This is a genomic window from Mycobacterium sp. PSTR-4-N (assembly GCF_022348085.1).
GTDB lineage: Bacteria > Actinomycetota > Actinomycetes > Mycobacteriales > Mycobacteriaceae > Mycobacterium.
On sequence record NZ_JAKRFN010000013.1, the window covers coordinates 18,909 to 43,265 of the forward strand.

Below are 24,357 nucleotides of genomic sequence, written 5' to 3' on the forward strand. Positions count from 1 at the left end.
GTGATCCGTTCCCTGGCGGGCGCTTTCGCGTTCGCGACGGTGCTGCCGGTGCCTGCGTCGCGCACCGCGCTCGTCGGCCGGGGCGTGATCACCGCACTGCCCATCGCGGGCGCGGCACTGGGCGGGGTGGCCGCGGCGGTGTTGGCGGCGGGATTCTGGGCCTTCGGCCCGGACGCTCCGCTCGCCGGCGCGCTGGCGGTGACGACCCTGCTGCTGGCGACCCGCGGCCTGCACATCGACGGCCTGGCCGACACCACGGACGCGCTGGGGTGTTACGGCCCGCCGGAGCGTGCGCTGGCCGTGATGCGGGAAGGTACGGCCGGCCCGTTCGGGGTGGCGGCTGTCGCGGCGACGGTGCTCATCCAGACGCTGGCGTTCGCGCAGGCGGGGTGGGCCGGCGTGCTGGTCGCGGTCGTGGCCGGCCGGGTCGCGGCGGTGATGGCGTGCCGGCGCGGCGTGCCTGCGGCGCCGGGGAGCTCGCTGGGGGCTGCGGTCGCAGGAGTGCAGCCGGCCTGGGTGGGCTGGGCGTGGGTGGCCTGCACCGCCGCGGCCGCCGTGCCGGTGTGCGGCACGGCCTGGCAGGGCCCGCTCGTGGTGGTCCTGGCGGTGGCCGCGGCGATGGCGCTGGTCGGCCACTGCGTGCGCCGGTTCGGCGGTATCACCGGCGACGTGCTCGGCGCCGCCGTCGAGGTGACGACGACGATCGCCGCGGTGGGCCTGGCGATCCGCTAGCCCAGCCGCGTCATCCAGCCGTGGGTGTCGGCGAAGGTGCCGCGCTGGATCCCCGTCAGCGTGTCGCGCAGCGCCATCGTGATCTCGCCGGGTTCCCCGTCGGCGATGGTGAATTCGCCGTCGGCGTGCTTGACGTGGGAGACCGGGGTGATGACCGCGGCGGTGCCGCAGGCGAACACCTCGGTGATCTCCCCCGCGGCGGCCTTCTTCTGCCACTCGTCGACGTCGATCTTGCGTTCCTCGACCGCGAACCCGGCGTCAGTGGCCAACTGCAGCAACGAGTCTCGTGTGATGCCCGGCAACAGCGAGCCCGACAGCTCGGGGGTGACCAACCGCGCGGTGCCGCCGCTGCCGAAGACGAAGAACAGGTTCATCCCGCCCATCTCTTCGACGTAACGGCGCTCGATCGCGTCGAGCCACACCACCTGATCGCAGCCGTGGTCGGCGGCCTCGGCCTGCGCGAGCAGCGACGCCGCGTAGTTGCCGCCGAACTTGGCCGCACCGGTGCCGCCCGGCGAGGCCCGCACGTATTCGTGGGACAGCCACACGCTGACCGGCTTGATGCCCCGGGGGAAGTACGCGCCGGCGGGTGAGGCGATCACCAGGTAGCGGTACCGGTCGGCCGGGCGCACGCCGAGCCCCGGCTCGGTCGCGATGACGAACGGCCGCAGGTAGAGCGACTCCTCACCGCCGGCCGGCGGCACCCACTGCCCGTCGACCGCGATGAGCTGACGCAGCGACTCGAGAAACACCTCGGCGGGCAGCTCCGGGATCGCGAGCCTGCGCGCGGAGGTCTGCAGCCGTGCCGCGTTGGCCTCCGGCCGGAACGACACGATGGACCCGTCGTTCCAGCGATAAGCCTTCAGACCCTCGAAGATCTCCTGCGCGTAGTGCAGGACGACCGCCGACGGATCGAGCTCGATGGGCCCGTAGGGCAGCACCCGGGCGTCGTGCCACCCCTGCTCGGCCGTGTAGTCGACCGACACCATGTGGTCGGTGAAGTACTTGCCGAACCCGGGGTTGCCGAGGACCTGCGCCCGTACCTCGTCACTCGCCGGATCCGCGGTGCGATCGACGGTGAACGAGAGGCCTTCAGTCATGGCTGCGATTGTATAACCGCCCGGGAAGGGATTTATCGCGTGCGGGTGTCCACGAACGGCGGTTTGACCACCTCGCACTCGACGGCGCGGCCCCGCACGTCCACCGTCACGCGGCCCCCGTCGGCGATGCCCGCGGTGGTGTCGATCAGCGCCAACGCGATGCCGACTTTCAGTGTGGGAGAGAAGGTTCCAGAGGTGGTGATGCCGACGGGTGTGTCGCCGTCGAGCACGGTCAACTCGCCGCGCAGCACCCCGCGACCGACGGCACGCAAGCCGCGCAGCGTGCGCCGCGGCCCCGCCTCCTTCTCCGCGAGCAGCGCCTCGCGCCCCCAGAACGCGTCCTTCTTCCACCCGACCGCCCACCCGCAGCGCGCCTGCAGCGGCGAGATGTCGCGCGAGAGTTCGTGGCCGTGCAGCGGATAACCCATTTCGGTGCGCAGCGTGTCGCGCGCCCCGAGACCGGCGAGCTCACCGCCGGCGGCCCGCACCTTCTCGACCAGAGCGTCGAACACGACGCCCGCCTGATCCCACGTCGGCAGCAACTCATAGCCGTGCTCGCCGGTGTAACCGGTGCGGCAGACCCGGACGTCGACGCCGTCGAACACCGCGTCGGCGAACCCCATGTAGTCCATGTCGGTGGGCAGCCCGAGCCCGCCGACCACGTCGGCCGCCCGGGGGCCCTGCACGGCGAGCACGGCCCGTGAGCGGTGCTCGTCGGTGACCGTCACCCCGGCGGGCGCGCGCTCGATGAGCGCGGCGACGACGTCGGCGGTGTTGGCGGCGTTGGGCACCAGGAAGATCTCGTCGTCGGAGACGTAGTAGGCGATGAGGTCGTCGATCACGCCGCCCTCGTCGGTGCAGCACAGCGTGTACTGCGCTTTCCCAGCGCCGATGCGGCCCAGATCGTTGGTGAAGGCGGCGTTGACGAACTCGGCTGCGCCCGGACCGGTGACCAGCGCCTTGCCCAGGTGGCTGACGTCGAACAGGCCGACCGTGGTGCGGGTGGCGGTGTGCTCGGCGACGGTGCCCGAGTAGGACACCGGCATCAGCCAGCCCCCGAATTCGGCGAAGGTGGCCCCGAGCTCGCGATGCCGGTCTTCGAGCGGGCCGGTCAACGGTGTGTCACTCACGCCGAACCACATTAGTAGGCAGTGGCTAGGGTGAATCCCCGTGAGCACCCCAGTCGGTTACCAGTCCCCCGCCGTCACCGTCGCCAGCGCGCTGCCCAAGCGCAAGGTCGAGTCGTCGGTGCTGATCGTGCCGGTCGCAAGCGTCGGGGATGAGCCGGTGGCCAAGCTCGTCGCCACGCAGCATCTGGACGCACGCGTGGTCGCCGAGATCGAGGCGGCGCTGGCGGCGCTCGGCGCCAAGGGCGGCGCGGAGCAGGTCACCCGGGTGCCGGTGGCGTCGTTGCCGGTCGGCAGCGTGCTGGCGGTCGGATTGGGCAAGAGCCGCGACGAGTACCCGGCCGAGACCATCCGGCGGGCCGCCGGATCGGCCGCACGGTCGGTCACCGGTGTGGAGTCGGTGCTGACCACGCTGTCGCTGCTGGACACCGAAGCCGCCGTGGAGGGCCTGATCATGGGGTCCTATCGCTTCACGGAGTTCCGCAGCGCCAAGACCGCCCCCAAGGATGCCGGCGTGCGCAAGATCACGGCCCTGACCGCGGACACGAAGTCGGCCACCAAGGACGCCGCGGCGCGCGGCGAGGCCATCGCGACAGCCGTCGCCACGGCCCGCGACTTCGTCAACACTCCGCCGAGCCACCTGTTTCCCGACGAATTCGCCAAGCGGGCAAAGGCTTTGGGCGAAGCAGCCGGTCTCGACGTAGAGGTGCTCGACGACAAGGCGCTGACCAAGGGCGGCTACGGCGGCATCATCGGCGTCGGTAAGGGGTCATCGCGGCTGCCCCGCCTGGTGCGCCTGGCCCACCGCGGCGGCAAGGGCCGCAAGGCGAAGACGGTGGCTCTGGTGGGCAAGGGCATCACGTTCGACACCGGCGGCATCTCCATCAAGCCGGCGGCGAACATGCACCAGATGACCTCGGACATGGGCGGCGCGGCCGCGGTGATCGCGACCGTCGTGCTGGCGGCCCGCCTCGAGCTGCCGATCGACGTGATCGCGACGGTGCCGATGGCCGAGAACATGCCGTCGGGAACCGCGCAGCGCCCGGGTGATGTGCTGACGCAGTACGGCGGCACCACCGTGGAGGTGCTCAACACCGACGCCGAGGGCCGGCTGATCCTGGCCGACGCGATCGTGCGGGCCTGCGAGGACCGGCCCGACTACCTGATCGAGACGTCGACGCTGACCGGTGCACAGATGGTCGCGCTCGGGGCGCGCACGCCCGGCGTGATGGGCAGTGACGAATTCCGCGACCGGGTCGCCGAGATCTCCCAGTCGGTGGGCGAGAACGGCTGGGCGATGCCGCTACCCGAGGAACTCAAGGACGACCTCAAGTCGACGGTGGCCGATCTGGCGAACGTCAGCGCGTCCCGCAACGCCGGCATGCTGGTCGCCGGTACGTATCTGCGCGAGTTCGTCGCCGAGGGCGTGGCCTGGGCGCACATCGACGTCGCGGTGCCCGCCTACAACTCGGGCGGGCCGTGGGGCTACACGCCCAAGGGTGGTACCGGCGTGCCGACGCGCACGATGTTCGCGGTCCTGGAGGACATCGCAGTCAACGGCTGAGCGCGTCAAACGATCTTTCCGCCGCGGGCGGCGCTGCGCATGGCCGCCGGTGCGGCGTGCGCGACCGCGTACACGAGGTGGGCCTCCGGAGTGACCGGACGCACCGCCTTCTTCTGCGTGACCGCGCTGACGATGGCACGGGCCACCTTCTCCGGACCGTAGCGGCGCACCGCGAATCCGCGCCTGACTCGGGCCCGCAGCTTGTCTGCGTCGGCGTGCCTGGACTCGGGCAGAGAGAAGCGGGTGGTGTCGACGATGTTGGTGCCGATCACTCCTGGACAGATGGTGGTGACGCCGATGCCGGCCGAATCCAGTTCGGCGCGAAGGCAATCCGAGAACATGAACACCGCCGCCTTCGAGGTGCAATACGCGTTCATCACGTTGACCGGCGTGTAGGACGCCATCGAGGCGATGTTGACGATGTGCCCGCCCGTCCCCCGCTGGACCATCCGCCGGCCGAACGAGCGGCACCCGTTGACCACGCCGCCGAAGTTGATGTCGAGCACGCGGTCGAATTCCTCGGCGGGGGTGTCGAGGAAGTAGCCGGCATGCCCGACGCCGGCGTTGTTGACCACGACGTCGGGCACCCCGTGCTGCTCGCACACCTCGTCGGCGAAGGATTCGACGGCCGCGGCGTCGGCCACGTCGACGAGGTACCGGTGCGCGGTGGCGCCGACTTCGGCGAGCAGGCGGGCGGTCTCGGTGAGCCCGTCGGCGTCGACATCGCTGATCACCAGCTCCGCGCCGGCGCGGGCGAATGCCAACGCGGTCTCGCGGCCGATGCCGCTGCCCGCGCCGGTGACCGAGACCAGGGTGTCGTCGAACGGACGCCGGCCCTGCCGCACCTCGGCGCGTCGCAACCCTCGGGCCGCGGGCGCGCCGTCGAGGTGCTCGACGAACTGACGCACGGCGCGGGCGAACAGCTCGGCGTGGGTGTCCGGCGCGGGGTGCCCGATGGCGACCTCGCGTCGCCACAGCCGCGGCACCGTCGCGGTGACGTCGTCGGCGCGGCCGGACGAGACGATCAGCTGGACCGGGACGTCGACACGCCGCGCGGGACCCGTCGGGCGCCGTCGCCCGAACCGCCGCCGCGCCGGCTCCGACACCGTCACCGACGCAACCGCGGTACCGGGCCGTGAGAGCGCCTCCCACACGGCGGGCACGGCACGTCCGTGCGCGACGACGTGCACGGGCCGCGGGCCGGCGATGGCGGCGGCCAGCCCGGTCGGGTCGGTGTGCACGACGTGCGCGCCGCCGAGTAGCGCTGTCATTCCGTCCCAGAGACGGGGCGAGTCGGGGTGCGCATGCACCGCGACGATGGTCGGCTCGTCGATGTCCACGCGCCGCACGCTACTAGCGATCCAACTCCTCGCGGGCGGCGCGTTTGCGCTCGATGCGGCGGCGTTCGTCGTAGTCGCGCATGCGCTGCGGGTAGCCCACCTTCTGCACGTCGTAGACCGGGATCTTCAGTCGGTCGGACAGCTTGCGCGCGCCGGCGTAGCCGCCCGCGCGACGCCGGGTCCATTCGCCGTCAGCGGCCACGAGCACCACAGTCACGTCGGTGACCGTCGTCTGGGGTTCCACGAAAGCCTCGACACCGGTGTGCCCGGCCACCCATTGCTGCAGGTAGCGCAGATCGGCTGCCCGGTCAGTGCCCGCACCTGCACCACGACGCCGGCCCCTCAGCGCGTCGAACAGTCCCACCTGGGGTCGCTCCTTCCCACTGCCGAACCCCTCGATTCGATAGTGCCAGAACGGTCGGTGCACGCGTCTGCGACGAAACGTCGCAGCGGACGTGACAGGATGGGGAACCGACACCTCGAGACCGTGAATTCGACCACGAACGACCGTGCAAGGGAGCCACGACACTATGGCCATCTCCGTCCAGATGCCCGCACTCGGAGAGAGCGTTACCGAAGGGACTGTCACCCGCTGGCTGAAGCAGGAGGGCGACACGGTCGAGGAGGACGAGCCGCTGTTGGAGGTGTCGACGGACAAGGTCGACACCGAGATCCCATCCCCCGCGTCCGGGGTGCTGAAGAAGATCGTCGCCCAGGAGGACGACACCGTCGAGGTCGGCGGCGAGCTGGCCGTGATCGGTGACGCCGACGAGTCCGACGACAGCGGCGACGACGACAGCAGTGACGACAGCGCCGAGGAGGAGCCGGCCGAGGAGCCCGCGGCCGAGTCCGCCGATGACGCTGACGACGACTCCGACGAACCTGCCGCTGAGGAGCCCGAGGAGAAGCCGGCGCCGAAGAAGTCGTCGGGCGGATCCGGCAAGTCCACACCGGTGCTGATGCCCGAGCTCGGCGAGTCGGTGACCGAGGGCACCGTCACACGCTGGCTCAAGGAGGTCGGTGACAGCGTGGAGGTCGACGAGCCGCTCGTCGAGGTCTCCACCGACAAGGTCGACACCGAGATCCCCTCGCCGGTGGCCGGCACGCTGCTGTCGATCACGGCCGAGGAGGACGACACCGTCGAGGTGGGCGGCGAGCTCGCCAAGATCGGCGACGCCAGTGAGGCCGACAGCGAACCCGAACCCGAACCCGAACCGGAACCCAAACCGGAGCCCGAGCCCGAACCGGAACCGGAGCCCGAGCCGGAGCCGGAGGACACCAAGCCGACGACCAAGCCGGCCGAAGATTCCGAGCCTGAGTCCAAGCCCGAACCCAAGAAAGAGCCCGAGCCCAAGAAGGAGCCGGCACCGGCCGGCTCGTCATCCGGCGATTCCGGTCCGTACGTCACCCCGCTGGTGCGCAAGCTGGCCAGTGAGCACAACGTCGACCTGTCCGCGGTGAAGGGCACCGGTGTGGGTGGCCGTATCCGCAAGCAGGACGTGCTGGCCGCCGCCGAGTCGGCGAAGAAGCCGGCCGAGGAGTCGAAGCCGGCACCCGCCGCCGAGGCTCCGGGCAAGACGTCGGCCCCGGTCCCGGCCCCCGAGGGCGCGCTGGCGCACCTGCGCGGAACCACGCAGAAGGCCAACCGCATCCGGCAGATCACCGCCAAGAAGACGCGGGAATCGCTGCAGACCACGGCCCAGCTGACGCAGGTCCACGAGGTCGACATGACCAAGATCGTGGCGTTGCGGGCCAAGGCGAAGGCCGGCTTCAGCGAGCGTGAGGGCGTCAACCTGACCTACCTGCCGTTCATCGCGCGGGCGGTCATCGACGCGCTCAAGCTGCACCCGAACGTCAACGCCAGCTACAACGAGGACTCCAAGGAGATCACCTACTACGACGCCGAGCACCTCGGTTTCGCGGTGGACACCGAGCAGGGTCTGCTCTCGCCGGTGATCAAGAACGCCGGAGATCTGTCCCTGGGCGGGCTGGCCCGCGCCATCGCCGACATCGCCGCGCGGGCCCGCTCGGGTGACCTCAAGCCCGACGAGCTCTCCGGTGGCACGTTCACCATCACCAACATCGGCAGCCAGGGCGCGTTGTTCGACACCCCGATCCTGGTCCCGCCGCAGGCGGCGATGCTGGGCACCGGCGCGATCGTCAAGCGGCCGAGGGTGATCGTCGACGAGTTCGGCAACGAGTCGATCGGTGTGCGCTCGGTGAGCTACCTGCCGCTGACCTACGACCATCGCCTCATCGACGGCGCCGACGCCGGACGGTTCGTCACGACGATCAAACGGCGCCTCGAAGAGGGGGCCTTCGAGGCCGACCTGGGGCTGTAGACGACGGTGTCGATGCCCCCGGATTCGGTCATCGCGATTGCGGGTTCATCCGGTGTGATCGGGACGGCGCTGGTGTATGCGCTGCGCTCCACCGATCGCCGGGTGATCCGCATCGTGCGGCGTGCACCGTCGAACGCCGACGAGGTGTACTGGAACCCTGACACCGGAGAGTTCGACGCGAGCGCTCTGGCAGGCGTGTCGGCCGTGGTGAACATGTGCGGCGTGAACGTCGGCGAGAAGCGATGGTCCGGCGCGTTCAAGCAGAGCCTGCGCGACAGCAGGATCGGGCCGACCGAAGTGCTCTCGCGTGCGGTCGTCGACGCCGGTGTTCCGGTGCTCGTCAACGCCAGTGCGGTCGGGTATTACGGCGACACCGGTCCCCGCCCGGTCGACGAGACCGCCCCGCCCGGACGGAACTTCCTCGCGCGGCTCACCGTGGACTGGGAGGCCGCGACGACCGTCGCAGCGCACGCGGGAGTGCGTGTGGTGCTCCCCCGCACCGGCCTGGTGATGTCGCCGTCGGGCGGCATGCTCGGGAGGATTCGACCGCTGTTCTCGCTGGGCTTGGGCGCACGGCTGGGCAACGGACGCCAGTACATCTCCTGGATCAGCCTGGAAGACCAGATCCGTGCGCTGTTGTTCGCGATCACCCACGACGACCTGGCGGGGCCGGTGAACTTCACCGGCCCGGCGCCGGTCACCAACGCGGAGTTCACCACGGCACTGGGCCGCACGGTGAACCGGCCGACCCCGTTCGTCGTCCCCGGCTTCGCATTGCGTGCGGTGCTCGGCGAGTTCGCCGACGAGGGGGTGCTCGGCGGTCAGCGGGCGATCCCGGCGGCGCTCGAGCAGGCCGGGTTCCGGTTCCGCCACAACACGATCGGTGAGGCGCTGGCGTTCGCCACCGCGGGCAGCCGTGAGTAACGTCGGTTCCATGGGATCGATCCGGTCGAGCAGCGACGGTGTCGTGGTGCGCCGGCTGGGCACGGTCGACTACCAGCACGCGTGGGATCTGCAGCGGGAGATCGTCGCGGCGCGGGTCGCGGGCGCCCCCGACGAACTGCTGCTGCTCCAACATCCCCCGGTGTACACCGCCGGGCGCCGCACGCTGCCCGAGGAGCGCCCCACTGACGGCACGCCCGTCGTGGACACCGACCGCGGCGGCAAGATCACCTGGCACGGCCCGGGGCAGCTCGTCGGCTATCCGATCATCGGGCTCGCGGAGCCGCTGGACGTCGTGAACTTCGTCCGCCGTCTCGAAGAGGCGTTGATCGCCGTGTGCGCCGGCTTCGGCCTGCAGACCGGCCGGGTCGAGGGCCGCTCCGGCGTGTGGCTGGCCGCCGACGGGCCCCGTCCGGAACGCAAGATCGCCGCGATCGGAATCCGGGTGGCCCGCGGGGTCACCCAGCACGGCTTCGCGCTGAACTGCGACTGCGATCTCGGCGCCTACGGCTCGATCGTGCCGTGTGGCATCAGCGACGCCGGCGTGACGTCGCTGAGCGCCGAACTGGGCCGGCACATCACCGTCGACGATGTTCTGGGCCCGGTCGCCGATGCGGTGTGTGACGTGCTCGACGGCCGCCTCCCCGTGGCCGGGCACGCAGTAGCATCGATGCAGTGAGTGTCGATCCCGGTAACCGCAAACTGCTCCGGCTCGAGGTGCGCAACGCGCAGACGCCGATCGAGCGCAAACCGCCGTGGATCAAGACCCGGGCCAAGATGGGTCCTGAGTACACCGAGCTGAAGTCACTCGTGCGCCGCGAAGGCCTGCACACGGTGTGTGAAGAGGCCGGCTGCCCCAACATCTACGAGTGCTGGGAAGACCGCGAAGCGACGTTCCTGATCGGTGGTGAGCAGTGCACCCGCCGCTGCGACTTCTGCCAGATCGACACCGGCAAGCCCGCCGAGCTGGACCGCGACGAGCCACGCCGCGTCGCCGAGAGCGTGCAGGCGATGGGGTTGCGCTACTCGACGGTGACCGGGGTGGCGCGCGATGACCTGCCCGACGGCGGCGCGTGGCTCTACGCCGAGACGGTCCGTCAGATCAAGGCGCTCAACCCGAACACCGGGGTGGAACTGCTCATCCCCGACTTCAACGCCGACCCCGAGCAGCTGGCGCAGGTGTTCGAGACGCGGCCGGAAGTGTTGGCGCACAACGTCGAGACGGTGCCGCGCATCTTCAAGCGCATCCGGCCGGCGTTCCGGTACGAGCGCAGCCTGTCGGTGCTGACGATGGCCCGCGCCGACGGCCTGGTCACCAAGAGCAATCTGATCCTCGGCATGGGTGAGACGCCGGAGGAGGTGCGCGCCGCGCTGCGCGACCTGTACGAGGCGGGGTGTGACATCGTCACGATCACCCAGTACCTGCGGCCGTCGGCGCGTCACCATCCCGTCGAACGGTGGGTGCACCCCGACGAGTTCGTCGAGCATCAGCAGTTCGCGACCGAACTCGGCTTCGCCGGTGTGCTGGCCGGACCGCTGGTGCGCTCGTCGTACCGGGCCGGAAAGCTGTACGCGCAGACGATCGCGTCGCGGTCCGCGCAACCGACACCCACCCCATAGATATCCTGAGCCCATGGCGAAATCGCGTAACTCGGCGGAGGTCAAAGCGGCGAAGGCCGAGGCGAAGGCCGCCCGCAAGGCCGCATCGAAGCAGCGCCGCAGTCAGCTGTGGCAGGCGTTTCAGATCCAGCGCAAAGAGGACACGCGGCTGCTGCCGTACATGATCGGTGCGTTCGTGCTGATCGTGGCCGCGTCGGTGGTCGCCGGCCTCTTCGCGGGCGGCGGTTTCACGATGTTCATGCTCATCCCGCTGGGCATCGTGCTGGGCGCGCTGGTCGCGTTCATCATCTTCGGTCGCCGCGCGCAGAAGTCGGTGTACCGCAAGGCCGAGGGACAGACCGGCGCGGCGGCGTGGGCGCTGGACAACCTGCGGGGCAAGTGGCGGGTGACGCCCGGGGTCGCCGCGACGGGGCACTTCGACGCGGTGCACCGGGTGATCGGCCGCCCCGGCGTGATCTTCGTGGCCGAGGGCGCGCCGAACCGGCTCAAGCCGCTGCTGGCGCAGGAGAAGAAGCGCACGGCCCGCCTGGTCGGCGATGTGCCGATCTACGACGTGATCATCGGTAACGGCGAGGGTGAGGTGCCGCTGTCGAAGCTCGAGCGTCATCTGACCCGGTTGCCGGCCAACATCACGGTCAAGCAGATGGATTCGCTGGAGTCTCGCCTGGCGGCACTGAGCTCCAAGGTCGGTCCCGCCGCGATGCCGAAGGGGCCGCTGCCGGCACAGGCCAAGATGCGCGGGGTACAGCGCACCGTGCGCCGCCGCTGACGCCTCGCGCGTCACGCTTGCCACACCCTTCTACGGCGGCGACAATTCGCTGCGGGCCGTCGCGCCCAAGGGGGGACGGACCATGTGCACTGCCTGTGAGTGGGCGCCGCATTTCGCCGCGTTCGGCCAGACGAGCTCGGCCTCACGACAAGCCCCGCTGACGCGCCGCTCGGTTCTACGCGCCGCCGCAGTGACGACGGCCGCGGTGGCGACGGCCGGCGCGTGCGGGACGGGGTCGCAGGCGCCGGTCACCACCACCGCTGCGGGCGCGCAGCGCGCTCCCGACACCGTGTTCCACAACGGCCGTGTCTACACCGTCGCGACCGATCGCCCCTGGGCCGAGGCCGTCGCCGTCACCGGCGAGGTGATCAGCTACGTCGGCGACAGCGCAGGCGCGACGGCGCTCGCCGGGCCGGACACCACGGTCGTCGACCTGGCCGGCGGGTTCGTGATGCCGGGCTTCGTCGAGGGCCACATCCACCCGTTCCTGGGCGCCTTCCTGACCACCGGAGTCGATCTGCAGGTGCCGACCGGGCAGGATGCGCTCGACGCGATCGCCGCCTATGCGAAGGAGCACCCCGACGGGCCGGTGCGCGGATTCGGGTGGCGCGTGGACATGTTCGGCCCGGAGGGACCGACGCGCGCCGATCTCGACCGGGTGCTGCCCGACCGGCCGGGCTTCTTCTTCGCCATCGACGGGCACAGCCTGTGGGCCAACAGCAAGGCCCTGGAGATCGCCGGGGTGACGCGCGCGACGCAGGATCCGATTCCCGGCTTCAGCTACTACGTGCGCGACGAGAACGGCGACCCGACGGGCTACGTGTTGGAGGTGACGGCGGTCCTCGGCATCGTCAACGCCATCGAGCCGATCTCGCCCGAGACCATGAAGACGTTGCTGATCGGCTGGCTGCCCAAGGCATCGGCGGCGGGCATCACCACCGTGTTCGACGCGGGGGTGCCCCCGATCGGGGACGACCAGGGCGCGTTGATCGCGCTCTACACCGACGTCGAGAAGCAGGGCGCGCTGCCGTTCCGGGTCGTCGCGTCCTACAGCGTCAAGTCACCGCCGGTGGACAATGCTGTCGCCGAATTGACCGGCATTCGGGATCGCATCGCCACCGACCTGGTCACCGTCGGTGTGGTGAAGGTGATCGGCGACGGAACCCAGGGCGGCTACACCGCCTGGTTGATCGAGCCGTACGCCGACAAGCCGGACTCCACGGGCGGATCGCCGTTCACCGAACAGCAGTGGCGCCAATTGGTCGAGGAGGTCGACGCCGCCGGGTTCGACGTGCACGTCCACGCCTGCGGCGAGCGCACGGTGCGCGTCGCGCTGGACGCCGTCGAGGCGGCGATCGCTGCCAATCCGCCCCGCGACCGCAGGCACACGATCGCGCACCTCGTCTACGTCCAAGACCCCGACAACCAGCGCTTCGGCGAGCTGGGCGTCATCGCGCAGTTCTCCGCGAACTGGCTCTCGGCGGACCCGGACACACTGCAGAACATGGCCGCGCGCTACGGCAAGCCCCGGGCTGACCTGATGTACCGCCCCCAGGATGTGCTGCGGTCCGGCGGACGGATCTCGCTGGGCACCGACTGGCCGGCAGCGGGATACTTCTCCACCTACAAGCCGCTCGACTCGATCCAGATCGGGGTGACGCGTCAGCTGATCGGTCGACCGGACGCCCCGGTGCTGGTGCCCGTCGAGCAGAAACTCACGGTCGCCGAGGCGGTCCACGCCAACACGCTCGGGGCGGCCCATCAGCTGCGTCTCGACGACCAGGTGGGCTCATTGGAAGTGGGTAAACGCGCCGATCTGATCGTGCTGGATCGCAACCTGCTGGAGATCGATCCGCATGACATCCACGCGGCGACAGTGACGACGACGATGATGAACGGCACGGTCGTCCACCAGGTCTAGCGCTTCACCACCGCGGTCTTGGTCGCCAGGTCGTGCAGGCCCCGCAGATCGGAGTCGGTGAACAGCGCCGGGATGACCAACGCGATCAGCACGCCGCGTGCCAGCGCGCGTCCGGCGCCGACGTGCATCCGGCCGTCGACCGGCACCACCTCGAGGCCGAGCGCCAACTGTCCGGGCGAGAACCCGAAGAGGCGCACCGACGCCACCCCCACCACGAACCAGACCACGAGCTGGACCGTCTGCACCTGCAGATCGAACGAACCGAGTGCCACCACCAGAGCCGCAAGACCCAGAGCGATCAGCCAGTCGACGATCAGCGCCGCGATGCGGCGGCCGAAGCGGGCGATCGAGCCCGGGCCGTCCTTGGGCAGGCCCAGCCGTTCGCCCGGGTAGGTGCCGGGCTCGGGCGTCCCCGGCCCGGACAGCCACGAGCCGAGACCGGAACGGGACGTACGCGCCATATCGCCAGGATAGTGTCGCGGCGTGCGGTCCTGGCCACGGCGGCCGGGACCGCACGCGTAACGTCCACGCAACATCCGGTTGACTGCCGCGCAACATCGTGTCCTTAGCGTCAGCCGCGGGCCATCAATGTCAAAGGAGAGCAAAGAGTGGCAGAACAGACCGCCGACGACATCATCAAGCTGATCAAGGACGAGAACGTCGAGTACGTCGACATCCGTTTCTGTGACCTGCCCGGTGTCGTCCAGCACTTCTCGATCCCGGCGTCGGCCTTCGACGAGAGCGTGTTCGAGGACGGTCTCGCCTTCGACGGTTCGTCGGTGCGCGGGTTCCAGTCCATCCACGAGTCGGACATGATGCTGCTGCCCGATCCGGCCACCGCTCGTATCGATCCGTTCCGCGCCGCCAAGACGCTGAACCTCAATTTCTTCGTCCACGATCCGTTCACCCGTGAGGCCTACTCGCGCGATCCGCGCAACGTCGCCCGCAAGGCGGAGAACTACCTGGCCAGCACCGGCATCGCGGACACCTGCTACTTCGGCGCCGAAGCCGAGTTCTACATCTTCGACTCGGTCACCTTCGACTCGAGGATCAACGGCACCTTCTACGAGGTGGATTCGGAATCCGGCTGGTGGAACACCGGTGAGCCGTTCGAAGCCGACGGCAGCGCCAACCGCGGCTACAAGGTCCGCCCCAAGGGCGGCTACTTCCCCGTCGCGCCTTACGACCACTACGTGGACCTGCGCGACGAGATGGCGACCAACCTGCAGAACGCGGGATTCGTCCTCGAGCGCGGCCACCACGAGGTCGGCACCGCCGGCCAGGCCGAGATCAACTACAAGTTCAACACGCTGCTGCACGCGGCCGACGACGTGCTGCTGTTCAAATACATCATCAAGAACACCGCCTGGGCCAACGGCAAGACCGTGACCTTCATGCCCAAGCCGCTGTTCGGTGACAACGGCTCCGGCATGCACGCCCACCAGTCGCTGTGGAAGGACGGCAAGCCGCTGTTCCACGACGAGTCCGGGTACGCGGGCCTGTCGGACATGGCACGGCACTACATCGGCGGCATCCTGCACCACGCGCCGTCGCTGCTGGCGTTCACCAACCCGACGGTGAACTCCTACAAGCGTCTGGTCCCGGGCTACGAGGCGCCGATCAACCTGGTGTACAGCCAGCGCAACCGCTCGGCGTGCGTGCGTATCCCGATCACCGGGAACAACCCGAAGGCCAAGCGCCTCGAGTTCCGCTGCCCGGACAGCTCGGGCAACCCGTACCTGGCGTTCGCGGCGATGCTGATGGCCGGCATCGACGGCATCAAGAAGAAGATCGAGCCGCTGTCGCCGGTCGACAAGGACCTCTACGAGCTGCCGCCGGAGGAGGCCGCCAACATCCCGCAGGCGCCGACGTCGCTGGCGGCGGTGATCGACAAGCTCGAAGAGGACCACGAGTACCTCACCGAGGGTGGCGTGTTCACCGAGGATCTGATCGAGACCTGGATCTCCTACAAGCGGGAGAACGAGATCATGCCGATCCAGATCCGGCCTCACCCCTACGAGTTCTCGCTGTACTACGACGTGTAAGTCGTTGTAAGGCAGAAGGATTCGCCCGCTCGGTCGCAGACCGAGCGGGCGTTTCTCATGACGGGCTCCACGAGGCCGGGTCGATCCTGCCGTCGTAGACGGGCAGCTCTATCGGCTGATCGGTCTCGGTGAACGGCGACCACGGTCGCGTCACGCCGGCCGTGCCGAACTTGCGCGTGCGCGCCACCTCCTCGAGGTCGATGGTCGTGGCCAGCACGGTCGGCTCGGCGCCCACCGCGGCGGCGAGGATCCGCCCCTGCGGGTCGACCAGCAGGCTGCGCCCCTGCCCCCGCGGGGTCGCGGCGTTCACACTCGCGACGAACACCTGGTTGACGATCGCGTTGGCCTGCACCAGCACCACCTCCTGCGCACGGTCCGCGGTCGGGGTGAGCACGACGTTGAGCAGCAGTTCGGCGCCCATCCAGGACAGCTGCCGCGACACCTCCGGAAACCATGCGTCGTAGCAGACGGTGAGCCCGACGACGGCGTCCTGGACCGGCACGGTGACGAAGCCCCGACCTGGCTCGGTGGTCTCGACGGGCCGCCACGGGAACGCTTTGCGGTACGCGGCGACGAGCTCGCCGGTCGGCGCGAAGACCACCATCGTGTTGTGGATGCGGCCGTCGTCGGACCGTTCCAGGATGCTGCCGGGAACCACCCACACACCGAGCTCGGCGGCGAGCTCGCCGACAGCGCGGCACAGGGGCCCGTCGAGCGGTTCGGCGTGGCGTTGCGTGCTGGCCGGATCCCACGGGTCCCAGTCACCGAGCAGGTGCTGCTCCGGGAACACGAACAGCGACGTGGCCGGATACTGGCGGGTCAGCAGGCGCAGCTCGCGGCCGAAGCCCTCAGGTGTGTGCGCGGCATCGTGCTGGACCAGGGCCAGGGACAGTTCTCGGGACATGGCATCCATTCTCACCGAACGCTTCCCGCCGGTTTCGCGCGCGGACAAAGCGGCAATCTGGCCGGCATGGCATTGCGCGTCGGCGTCACGGGCCCCACCGGCGAGATCGGCAAGGCGGCCATCGCGGCTCTGGAGGACGATCCCGGCGTCGAGGCCATCGTCGGAATGGCCCGCCGCCCCTTCGATCCGCAGGCGCAGCACTGGACGAAGACCACCTACCGGCAGGGCGACATCCTCGACCGGGACGCTGTCGACGCCCTCGTCGCCGATGTCGACGTCGTGGTCCACCTGGCCTTCATCATCATGGGCACCCGCACCGAGAGCGCCCGCGTGAACCTGGCAGGCACCCGCAACGTGTTCGAGGCGACCGTCGCGGCCGCCCGTCCCCGCCGTCTCGTCTACACGTCCTCGGTGGCCGCCTACGGCTACCACGCCGACAACCCGGTACCGATCACCGAGGACGTGGCGCCCCGCGGCTCGGCCGAGCACTATTACTCCGAGCAGAAAGCGGCATGCGAAGCCGCGCTGACCGAGATCACGGCAGGCTCAGGTCTCGAGGTCTTCGTGCTGCGGCCGTGCATCGTCGCCGGGCCGAACGCGCCCGCGCTCGCCGACGCCATGCCGTGGAACCACCTCCCCGGGCCGATCCGGCGCATCTCCGGGGTGCTGCCCGTGCTGCGACCGTTTCCCGACCCCGGCACCCCGCTGCAGCTGGTGCACCACGACGACGTGGCAGCGGCCATCGCGCTGGCCGCCACGACGCAGACCGCCCCGCCCGGCGCCTACAACATCGCCGGCGACGGTGTGGTGTCGATGTCGCAGGTCGGCGACGCCCTGGGTGCGTTCCCGATCAAGGTGCCCCGGGCCGCGGCGGTCGTCACCTCGGAGGTCCTGTCGGTGTTGCCCTTCGTGCCGTCGGCCCTGGAGTGGCTGCACGCGGGGCGTACGTCGGTGGTGATGGACACCGAGAAGGCGAAGGTCGAGCTCGGCTGGCGCCCCCGGTACACCTCGGAGGAGACGCTCGCCGCACTCGCCAGCACGCTGGATTGAGCAGGCTCACAGCCGAAACCGGTGTCGATCCGTGCTCCGTGGGGTAAGCCCCCGCGGTGACTGCCGCAGCCGAGAAGGTGAATCCCCCCGAGCAGATGGACCTTCGTTCGCGCAACCTGGTGTTCACCGCGGTGGTCCTCGGCATGTTGCTGGCCGCGCTCGACCAGACGATCGTCGCGACTGCTCTGCCGACCGTCGTCGCCGATCTCGGCGGTGCCGGCCATCAGGCCTGGGTGGTGACCAGTTATCTGCTGGCGTCGACGATCGTCACCGCGGTCGTCGGCAAGCTCGGCGACATCTTCGGACGCAAGAAGGTGTTCCAGGTCGCGGTGCTGCTGTTCCTGATCGGCTCGGTGCTGTGCGGGCTGGCGCAGTCGATGGGCATGCTCGTCGCCTCGCGGGCGCTGCAGGGTCTCGGCGGCGGTGCGATCACGGTGACCGCGGTCGCCGTCATCGGCGAGGTCATCCCCCTGCGCGAACGCGGCCGCTACCAGGGTGCGCTGGGCGCGGTGTTCGGCGTCACGACGGTCATCGGCCCGCTGCTGGGCGGGCTGTTCACCGACCACCTCACCTGGCGCTGGGCCTTCTGGATCAACGTGCCGGTGGCGGTCGTGGTCCTCGGTATCGCGGCGGTGGCCATCCCTGAGCTCGCCCGCACCGCGCGGCCGGTGCTCGACTACGCCGGCATCGTGCTGGTCGGTCTCGGCGCGGCCGGATTGACGCTGGCGACCAGCTGGGGCGGCACCACCTACGCCTGGGGGTCGGTGACGATCATCGGCCTGTTCGTGGTGTCGGTGGCGGTGCTGGTCGCGTTCGTGTTCGTCGAACGCCGCGCCAAGGAACCGGTGCTGCCGATCCGGCTGTTCGGGAATCCGGTGTTCACGGTGTGCTGCGTGCTGTCGTTCGTCGTCGGGTTCGCGATGCTGGGCGCGTTGACGTTCCTGCCGACGTTCATGCAGTTCGTCGACGGCGTGTCCGCGACGGAGTCGGGATTGCGCACGCTGCCGATGGTTCTGGGCCTGCTGACGACCTCGCTGACCAGCGGTGTGATCGTCGGCCGGACGGGCCGCTACAAGATCTTCCCGATCGCGGGCACGGCGATCATGGCGCTGGGCTTCGTGCTGCTGTCGCGCATGGACGCCGACACCTCGACGCTCCTGGAGTCGGTGTATCTGCTGGTGCTCGGCGCAGGTATCGGGCTGAGCATGCAGGTTCTGGTGCTGGTCGTGCAGAACACGGTCGATTTCACCGACCTGGGCGTCGCGACGTCCGGGGTCACGTTCTTCCGCACCATCGGCAGCTCGTTCGGTGCGGCGATCTTCGGATCGTTGTTCGCCAACTTCCTCGACGACCGGTTGCCCGCGGCGATGGCGAGCAGCGGAGCTCCCGCGGAGGCGGCGACCTCCCCGCAGGCGTTGCACCGACTGCCCGCGGAGGTGGCCGGACCCATCATCGATGCGTACGCGGATTCGCTGAGCCGCGTCTTCCTGTTCGCGGCGCCGTTCGCTGTGGTGGGCCTGGTGCTGGCGCTGTTCCTCAAGCAGGTCCCGCTGCGCGACGCCGCGGCGGCCGGGAGCACCGATCTGGGCGAGGGGTTCGGCATGCCGACGACCGCGACGCCCGAGAAGCTGCTCGAGGTCGCGGTCGGCCGGTTGCTGCAGCGCAGTCACGGGGTGGACCTCGACGCGGTCGCCCGCGCGGCGCGCAGCCGCATGGATGTGCCCCGGCTCTGGGCGACGATGCAGGTGTACCGGTATGCCGCCGCCACGGGGGCGGCATATCTCACCGACATCGCCGAGGAGCGCCGCGTGCCGCCGCAGATCCTCGAGCCCACGTTCAACCGCCTGGTCGCCGAGGGTTTCGCCACTCGGGTCGGGGACGCGTACTCGCTGACGGCGGCGGGCGCGGCCGAGGTGAACAGTGCGCGCGACGTGATCGCGTCGTGGATCACCGACATGCTGGCCCAGTCACCCGAGTTCGACGGCCGCCCCGACCGGTTGCAGGTGCAGGGCGCGCTGGATCGACTCGCCCGCAGCGTGTTGCTCGAGCGGCAGTCCCCGCGGGCGGAGACACGTCCGGTGAAGTTGGGGGCACCGCCGCGGCCCCCGCTGTCCGACGTGCAGACCACGCGGATGCGCGCTCTGTCCGCCCCGCCGGTGGCCGAGCCACCCACCCGCCCGTTCCGTTCGCACGCATCGATGACGAGACGTCCCCCCGACCGCCATCCGGACCGCGGTCCGCTCCGCTAGTCTGCGGGTATGACGCAACGCCTCGACGCCCGACTGTCCGCGTACTCCTCCCCCGTCCTGAGTCTCTTCCGCATCGTGACCGGTGTGGTGCTGCTCCTTCACGGCACCATGAAGGTGTTCGGCTGGCCGCTGGGCACGGCGGTGCCCGCGGGCACCTGGCCGTTCTGGTTCGCCGGAATCCTCGAGATCGTCCTCGGCGCCCTGATCACCGTCGGCTTCGTCACCCGCATCGCCGCGTTCATCGCCTCCGGCGAGATGGCGGTGGCCTACTTCTGGCAGCACTGGGCGGTGTTCAGCGGTGAGCCGGCGAGCTTCTGGCCGTTCGATCCCCAGACGGGTGGCAACGGCGGCGAGCTGGCGGTGGTGCTGTGCTTCGGGTTCTTGCTGTTGGCAACGACCGGCGGGGGGGCCTGGGCGGTCGACGGGCGACGGCGGGGCTCACTGGCCGCGCGGCGCTGACGTCGCGTTTGCTCCCGGTACCGCCCGCGCCAGCGAACGCCAGTGGCGTTCGGGTTTGCAGACACGAGGAAAAGATTCGCTGAACGCCACGCTTTTTGGTTGCTGAGGTCCCTAGGATGACCCGATATTGACCACGTTGGCAATTGTCGGGGGGAATTCACTGTGGGGTCTTCGAAGCACATCGGCAGAATCGGCGCACTGGCGTTCGCGCTCGGTGTCGGCATCGGTATCGGCGCGACTCCGGGCGTCGCGTGGGCGGACGACTCGAGCGACAGCACGCCGTCGGTGAGCTCGAACGCGGACACGACGACGGCATCCGACACCGGTGGCAGGACGCCGGACAAGCCGACCCGGAACAACCGCAAGGCCCAGCGGGCCGTCAGAACCGACGCCGATGCCTCCACCGACGACGCGAAGCCGTCGCGGAAGCGCAAGCAGCGCGCGATCCGTGACGACGCAGGCGCGGAGACCTCGACGGTGCAGCGCACACGCGTGCGCACACCCGAACCGGACGACGATTCCCCGTCGGGAGCCACCACGGTCGCGCCGGCCCCGCAGAAGCTCGTCGCCTCCGTCGCGGAGGTCCCCATGGTGACCGCCGATGTCGTCGCCCCCACGCAGCAGCCCGACACCGAGGAGCGAGCCTCCGCCACCACCCGCGTCCGACTCGTCGAACTGCTGACGTCGGGGCTCACCCCGAAGGACGCCCCGGTGGCGCCGGTCGCGTCGCCGGCGATGTGGGTGCTGGCGGCAGCTGCGCGTCGTCAACTGGGGCAGGCCGACGCGCCGGTCGTCAATCCGCCGGACGAGACCGGTGTGGTCACCGGAGAGGTCGTCGTCGCCGACGCCGACTCGGCAGTGGCCAGCGGCCCGGGCAAGGGCACGGTCGTCGTCTCGGTCGACGGCGACACGGTGTCGTTCGAGTACACCCCCACCAAGGCGGCCCGGCACGCCGCGGCCGCCGTGGGCGCCGACCCCGCACTGCAGACCGACAGCTTCGTGCTCACGGTCGTCGACGGCGCCGGCGACATCACCACCGTGCCGATCACCGTGGCGGTGGCGCCGGCGAATGCCGCCCCGGTCGTCAGAGTGTCGAGGCCGCGCATGTCGCCGTTCGGTGACGGCGAGGTCCGCGTATCGGTGCGCGTGCGGGACTTCGACGGGGACGCCTACACGTACTCACTGTCTCCGACGGCCAAGGGCGGCACCGTCACGATCGACGAGGTCGGTCACATCTCGTACATGCCGACCGCCGCGGCACGGCATGCCGCTGCGGCTGCCGACGCCACCGAGGCGGACAAGACCGACACGTTCGATGTGACCGTCACCGACGGCTACGGTGGCGTCACCACCGTGAGTCTGACCGTGCCGATCAGACCCGACAACATCGATCCCGACGTCACGGTGCGCACCAGGACATCGCCATTCAGCTCCACGGTGACCGGCGTCGTCATCGTGAGAGACCCCAACGGTGACCCGGTGACCTACGAGGTCGGCGACACCAACAAGGGCGGCACCGTGGTGATCGACGAGCGGGGCCGGTTCACCTACACACCGACCGCGCAGGCCCGCCACGCCGCATCCGCCGACAACGCCTCGCAGCTGGACAAGCAGGACAGCTTCGTCATCACCGTCACCGACGATCACGGCGGTATCACCAGAACCCTTGTCACCGTTGCGGTCAAACCCGCCAACGTGGCACCCACCTCGGCATCGGTGGAGAATGTGTTCACCAATCCGAACACCGGCGTGGTGACCGGTGCGATCACCGCCGTCGACGCCGACGGAGACTCGTTCACCTACCGATCCGCGTCCACGACGCGCAAGGGCACGGTGACGCTGGCCGAGGACGGCACCTTCGTCTACACCCCCTCGGACGCCGCGAGGGCGCGAGCGAGCCGGCCGTTCGCCCCGAGGGGCGCCAAGAACGACAGTTTCCGAGTGATCATCGACGACGGCCACGGCGGCACCACTGCGCTGACGGTACGGGTCGGGATCGCCCCGCTCGGCGGCGAGAACCACGCTCCCGTCGACGGTTCGTTCACCGCCGGCACCCCGAACGTGTTCACCGGCAAGGTGACCGGTTCGGTGACCGCCACCGATCCGGACCAGGATCCGTTGTCCTACAGCGGAACCGAGCTCACCCCCAAGGGCAGCGTTGTCGTCAACGCCGACGGCACGTTCACCTACACCCCGAGCGCTGCGGCACGTCACCAGGCCGGCGCGGACGACGCCACCGAACAGGACAAGGTGGACACGTTCGTCGTCACCGCAGCCGACGGTTTCGGTGGCACGCTGGCGGTCCCGGTCATGGTGTCGATCAAGCCGTCGGCGAATCGCGCGCCGTCGCAGCTGTCCTACACCGCCACTACCGACGAGGCCACCGGTCTGGTCAGCGGGCAGGTGACCGCCAAGGACGCCGACGGCGATCTGCTCATCTACCGGGGCACCACCGTGACCGAGAAGGGCAGCGTCGTCGTCACCGCTGCCGGCGGATTCACCTACGTGCCCACCGACGCCGCCCGCGCGGCGGCCGGTGCACCGAAGGCGCCACTGTCGGACAAGCGTGATGCGTTCGTGGTCACCGTCGACGACGGCCACGGCGGCACGTCGGACATCACGGTGCGGGTGACGATCGTGCCGACCACGGTGACGTCAGTCCTCTAGCCCCATGTCGATACGGAAGCGGCGCATGCCGTCGATCTTCTGCTCGAGCGTGGCGGCCGGACCGCTGTAGAACATCCACGGCATCGTGATCACGCCGGTGACGCCGCCCGCTTCCGCGCGGGCGTAGTGATCCGGGGTGAACGCGTCGCTCAGCGGTGTGATCGTCTCGAAACCGGCCATGTCCAAACCGTTTTCGGCCCGGATGCGACGCAGGGTGGCGATCCGCTCCAGAGCCTGGTCGGTGGTGATGAGATCGCCGATCCAGCCGTCGTGTCGGGCGGCGCGGCGCAGCGCGATGTCGGACAACCCGCCGACGTAGATGGGGATGGGCGGCGGGGTGGGTTCCATCTCCATGCGCGGCGCGGTGTAGAACTCGCCGGAGAACTCGGTCCAGCCGGGCGCCCACAGCGCCTTCATCAGCTCGAGCATCTCGTCGGTACGTTTGCCCCGCCGCTCGAACTGCTGACCGAGGAGCTCGAATTCCTCACGGCACCAACCTACTCCGATACCCAGCTCGAGCCGGCCGCCGGCCAGCACGGCCGCGGTGCCGATGGCTTTGGCCGCCGAATACGGGTCCCGCATGGCGGGCAGGTAGACGGTGGTCACGAAGCGCAGCCGGGTGGCCAGCGTGGCGATGGCGCCGATCATCACCCACGGGTCCGGCCAGTCGGTGAAGGCCTGCCAGCGGCGGCTGCCGTCCTCGGTGTACGGATAGGGGGTCTGCAAGGTCTCGAGATTCACGACGTGGTCGGGAATGCCGATACCGTCATAGCCGAGTTCGTCTGCGGCACGGGCGACCTCGATCGCCTCCCGGGTGTCCTGGAAGGCGATGGAGACGTAGATCTTCATGCGACCGATCAGCCCGCGTCCCGGGCCCAGGCGGGCAGGATGAACACGCCCTCGGCCTCGACGGTCGCCCCGTCGGCGTCTTTGAGGTAGCCGCGGGCGAAGGTCTTGGCCCCCTCGACGCGCTCGACGAAACCCTCGGCCCGCACCGGCCCGAGCGGTGTACCGCGCAGATAGCGCAGGCTGATGGTGCCCGTGAACTTCGGCAGATTCAGACCCTGGCTCGCCACGTCTCCGAGCAGATGGTCGAGCACGAGCGCGCAGATGCCGCCGTGCACCCAGCCCGGCGGCCCCTCATAGGCCGGACCGAGGGTGAATTCGCTCCAGCAGCTCCCGTCGGGCTCGCGCTCGATCACCATCGGCGGGGCGATCGCGTTGCGCAACCCCACCGCGGGATTGGCCCAGACGACGGCGCGGCCGGTCTCGGCGTGCCGCAGCGTCGACCGCCCGGTGCGGAGGCGCTGTTCGAGAAGTGCATGCGCCTCCTCGAGGTGTTCGAGAGCCAACAGCACCGTGGCGTCGTCGACGTCGGTGTGAATACCCACATCGATGAGTTCGCGCAGCGCATCGGTCAGCGGATCGAATCGCCGCCGTTGCTCGTCGTACTCCTTCGCGCTGATCACATCGAACGTGAAGTCCATCTATGTTTCTTAGCACTGACAGCTGTCAAACGGACGGGC

Annotated in this window: 21 protein-coding genes; 13 read left to right on the forward strand and 8 right to left on the reverse strand. The window is 69.7% G+C overall.

All coding sequences use genetic code 11. The annotated features are described in order from the left end of the window. Positions 1–732 (forward strand): adenosylcobinamide-GDP ribazoletransferase, encoded by a 732-nt coding sequence (locus MHN84_RS17625; RefSeq protein WP_241205801.1) that lies wholly within the window; start codon positions 1–3, stop codon positions 730–732. On the opposite strand, the gene MHN84_RS17630 is transcribed toward MHN84_RS17625, so the two are convergent. Together MHN84_RS17630 and gcvT are read right to left on the reverse strand one after the other, a co-directional pair. After that, the gene (locus tag MHN84_RS17630; RefSeq protein WP_241205802.1) at positions 729–1,832 is read right to left on the reverse strand and encodes a branched-chain amino acid aminotransferase; all 1,104 of its coding nucleotides are present in this window, start codon (positions 1,830–1,832) and stop codon (positions 729–731) included. The two genes, MHN84_RS17625 and MHN84_RS17630, sit on opposite strands and share 4 nt — an antisense overlap. Positions 1,833–1,864: 32 nt before the next feature. Continuing rightward, complete coding sequence (gene gcvT / locus MHN84_RS17635) at positions 1,865–2,974, reverse strand: glycine cleavage system aminomethyltransferase GcvT (protein WP_241205803.1); 1,110 nt, start codon at positions 2,972–2,974, stop codon at positions 1,865–1,867. A gap of 28 nt (positions 2,975–3,002) precedes the next feature. On the opposite strand from gcvT, the gene MHN84_RS17640 reads away from it, so the two are divergent. After that, entirely contained in the window at positions 3,003–4,523 is a 1,521-nt protein-coding gene (locus MHN84_RS17640) for a leucyl aminopeptidase (RefSeq protein WP_241205804.1), read from the forward strand. 5 nt (positions 4,524–4,528) lie between these two features. Here MHN84_RS17640 and MHN84_RS17645 read toward each other — a convergent pair whose 3' ends face one another. Both MHN84_RS17645 and MHN84_RS17650 read right to left on the reverse strand, forming a co-directional pair. Next, on the reverse strand, positions 4,529–5,863 hold the full coding sequence (locus MHN84_RS17645) for an SDR family oxidoreductase (protein ID WP_308192959.1): 1,335 nt from the start codon (positions 5,861–5,863) through the stop codon (positions 4,529–4,531). 13 nt (positions 5,864–5,876) lie between these two features. Next, entirely contained in the window at positions 5,877–6,227 is a 351-nt protein-coding gene (locus MHN84_RS17650; protein WP_241205805.1) for an oxidoreductase, read from the reverse strand. A 166-nt stretch (positions 6,228–6,393) separates the two neighbouring features. On the opposite strand from MHN84_RS17650, the gene sucB reads away from it, so the two are divergent. The 6 genes from sucB (at position 6,394) to MHN84_RS17680 (ending at position 13,457) form a co-directional block, all read left to right on the forward strand. Next, the gene (sucB, locus tag MHN84_RS17655; protein WP_241205806.1) at positions 6,394–8,205 is read left to right on the forward strand and encodes a 2-oxoglutarate dehydrogenase, E2 component, dihydrolipoamide succinyltransferase; all 1,812 of its coding nucleotides are present in this window, start codon (positions 6,394–6,396) and stop codon (positions 8,203–8,205) included. Positions 8,206–8,217: 12 nt separating this feature from the next. Beyond that, on the forward strand, positions 8,218–9,129 hold the full coding sequence (locus tag MHN84_RS17660; protein ID WP_241205807.1) for a TIGR01777 family oxidoreductase: 912 nt from the start codon (positions 8,218–8,220) through the stop codon (positions 9,127–9,129). Between the two features lie 10 nt (positions 9,130–9,139). Beyond that, positions 9,140–9,826 (forward strand): lipoyl(octanoyl) transferase LipB, encoded by a 687-nt coding sequence (gene lipB / locus MHN84_RS17665; protein WP_241205808.1) that lies wholly within the window; start codon positions 9,140–9,142, stop codon positions 9,824–9,826. Continuing rightward, positions 9,823–10,767 (forward strand): lipoyl synthase, encoded by a 945-nt coding sequence (lipA, locus tag MHN84_RS17670; RefSeq protein WP_241205809.1) that lies wholly within the window; start codon positions 9,823–9,825, stop codon positions 10,765–10,767. The genes lipB and lipA overlap by 4 nt, the downstream gene beginning before the upstream one ends. A 13-nt stretch (positions 10,768–10,780) precedes the next feature. Beyond that, on the forward strand, positions 10,781–11,536 hold the full coding sequence (locus MHN84_RS17675; RefSeq protein WP_241205810.1) for a DUF4191 domain-containing protein: 756 nt from the start codon (positions 10,781–10,783) through the stop codon (positions 11,534–11,536). A gap of 82 nt (positions 11,537–11,618) precedes the next feature. Beyond that, positions 11,619–13,457: an amidohydrolase gene (locus tag MHN84_RS17680; RefSeq protein WP_241205811.1), complete on the forward strand. Its 1,839-nt coding sequence runs from the start codon at positions 11,619–11,621 to the stop codon at positions 13,455–13,457. Here the strand turns inward: MHN84_RS17680 and MHN84_RS17685 are convergent. Continuing rightward, positions 13,454–13,918 carry an RDD family protein gene (locus MHN84_RS17685; protein WP_241205812.1) on the reverse strand — a complete coding sequence of 155 codons (465 nt, stop codon included), beginning with the start codon at positions 13,916–13,918 and terminating at the stop codon, positions 13,454–13,456. The genes MHN84_RS17680 and MHN84_RS17685 overlap by 4 nt on opposite strands. A 147-nt stretch (positions 13,919–14,065) precedes the next feature. On the opposite strand from MHN84_RS17685, the gene glnA reads away from it, so the two are divergent. Next, positions 14,066–15,502: a type I glutamate--ammonia ligase gene (gene glnA / locus MHN84_RS17690; RefSeq protein ID WP_241205813.1), complete on the forward strand. Its 1,437-nt coding sequence runs from the start codon at positions 14,066–14,068 to the stop codon at positions 15,500–15,502. Positions 15,503–15,557: 55 nt separating this feature from the next. On the opposite strand, the gene MHN84_RS17695 is transcribed toward glnA, so the two are convergent. Beyond that, positions 15,558–16,406, reverse strand: coding sequence for a carbon-nitrogen hydrolase family protein (locus MHN84_RS17695; protein WP_241205814.1), 849 nt, complete (start codon positions 16,404–16,406; stop codon positions 15,558–15,560). 66 nt (positions 16,407–16,472) lie between these two features. Between MHN84_RS17695 and MHN84_RS17700 the strand changes: the two genes are divergently transcribed. The 4 genes from MHN84_RS17700 to MHN84_RS17715 all read left to right on the forward strand — a co-directional run bounded on the left by MHN84_RS17700 (position 16,473) and on the right by MHN84_RS17715 (position 22,831). Continuing rightward, positions 16,473–17,456, forward strand: coding sequence for an NAD-dependent epimerase/dehydratase family protein (locus MHN84_RS17700; RefSeq protein ID WP_241205815.1), 984 nt, complete (start codon positions 16,473–16,475; stop codon positions 17,454–17,456). A gap of 95 nt (positions 17,457–17,551) precedes the next feature. Continuing rightward, positions 17,552–19,705 carry an MDR family MFS transporter gene (locus MHN84_RS17705; RefSeq protein ID WP_241205915.1) on the forward strand — a complete coding sequence of 718 codons (2,154 nt, stop codon included), beginning with the start codon at positions 17,552–17,554 and terminating at the stop codon, positions 19,703–19,705. A gap of 9 nt (positions 19,706–19,714) precedes the next feature. Further along, entirely contained in the window at positions 19,715–20,164 is a 450-nt protein-coding gene (locus tag MHN84_RS17710; RefSeq protein ID WP_241205816.1) for a DoxX family protein, read from the forward strand. 162 nt (positions 20,165–20,326) lie between these two features. Beyond that, entirely contained in the window at positions 20,327–22,831 is a 2,505-nt protein-coding gene (locus MHN84_RS17715) for an Ig-like domain-containing protein (protein WP_241205817.1), read from the forward strand. Here the strand turns inward: MHN84_RS17715 and MHN84_RS17720 are convergent. After that, positions 22,820–23,680: a TIGR03619 family F420-dependent LLM class oxidoreductase gene (locus tag MHN84_RS17720; RefSeq protein WP_241205818.1), complete on the reverse strand. Its 861-nt coding sequence runs from the start codon at positions 23,678–23,680 to the stop codon at positions 22,820–22,822. The two genes, MHN84_RS17715 and MHN84_RS17720, sit on opposite strands and share 12 nt — an antisense overlap. A gap of 8 nt (positions 23,681–23,688) precedes the next feature. Then, entirely contained in the window at positions 23,689–24,318 is a 630-nt protein-coding gene (locus MHN84_RS17725; protein WP_241205819.1) for a PaaI family thioesterase, read from the reverse strand. Between the last annotated feature and the right edge of the window lie 39 nt (positions 24,319–24,357).

What these genes read in the sequence shown, in the direction of transcription:
- MHN84_RS17720 (WP_241205818.1), bottom strand. Translation starts at nt 23,680, where the DNA reads ATGAAGATCTACGTCTCCATCGCCTTCCAGGACACCCGGGAGGCGATC.
- MHN84_RS17680 (WP_241205811.1), top strand. Translation starts at nt 11,619, where the DNA reads ATGTGCACTGCCTGTGAGTGGGCGCCGCATTTCGCCGCGTTCGGCCAG.
- MHN84_RS17710 (WP_241205816.1), top strand. Translation starts at nt 19,715, where the DNA reads ATGACGCAACGCCTCGACGCCCGACTGTCCGCGTACTCCTCCCCCGTC.
- gcvT (WP_241205803.1), bottom strand. Translation starts at nt 2,974, where the DNA reads ATGTGGTTCGGCGTGAGTGACACACCGTTGACCGGCCCGCTCGAAGAC.
- MHN84_RS17685 (WP_241205812.1), bottom strand. Translation starts at nt 13,918, where the DNA reads ATGGCGCGTACGTCCCGTTCCGGTCTCGGCTCGTGGCTGTCCGGGCCG.
- MHN84_RS17700 (WP_241205815.1), top strand. Translation starts at nt 16,473, where the DNA reads ATGGCATTGCGCGTCGGCGTCACGGGCCCCACCGGCGAGATCGGCAAG.
- MHN84_RS17705 (WP_241205915.1), top strand. Translation starts at nt 17,552, where the DNA reads ATGGACCTTCGTTCGCGCAACCTGGTGTTCACCGCGGTGGTCCTCGGC.
- MHN84_RS17630 (WP_241205802.1), bottom strand. Translation starts at nt 1,832, where the DNA reads ATGACTGAAGGCCTCTCGTTCACCGTCGATCGCACCGCGGATCCGGCG.
- MHN84_RS17660 (WP_241205807.1), top strand. Translation starts at nt 8,218, where the DNA reads ATGCCCCCGGATTCGGTCATCGCGATTGCGGGTTCATCCGGTGTGATC.
- MHN84_RS17675 (WP_241205810.1), top strand. Translation starts at nt 10,781, where the DNA reads ATGGCGAAATCGCGTAACTCGGCGGAGGTCAAAGCGGCGAAGGCCGAG.
- MHN84_RS17695 (WP_241205814.1), bottom strand. Translation starts at nt 16,406, where the DNA reads ATGTCCCGAGAACTGTCCCTGGCCCTGGTCCAGCACGATGCCGCGCAC.
- sucB (WP_241205806.1), top strand. Translation starts at nt 6,394, where the DNA reads ATGGCCATCTCCGTCCAGATGCCCGCACTCGGAGAGAGCGTTACCGAA.
- lipB (WP_241205808.1), top strand. Translation starts at nt 9,140, where the DNA reads ATGGGATCGATCCGGTCGAGCAGCGACGGTGTCGTGGTGCGCCGGCTG.
- MHN84_RS17725 (WP_241205819.1), bottom strand. Translation starts at nt 24,318, where the DNA reads ATGGACTTCACGTTCGATGTGATCAGCGCGAAGGAGTACGACGAGCAA.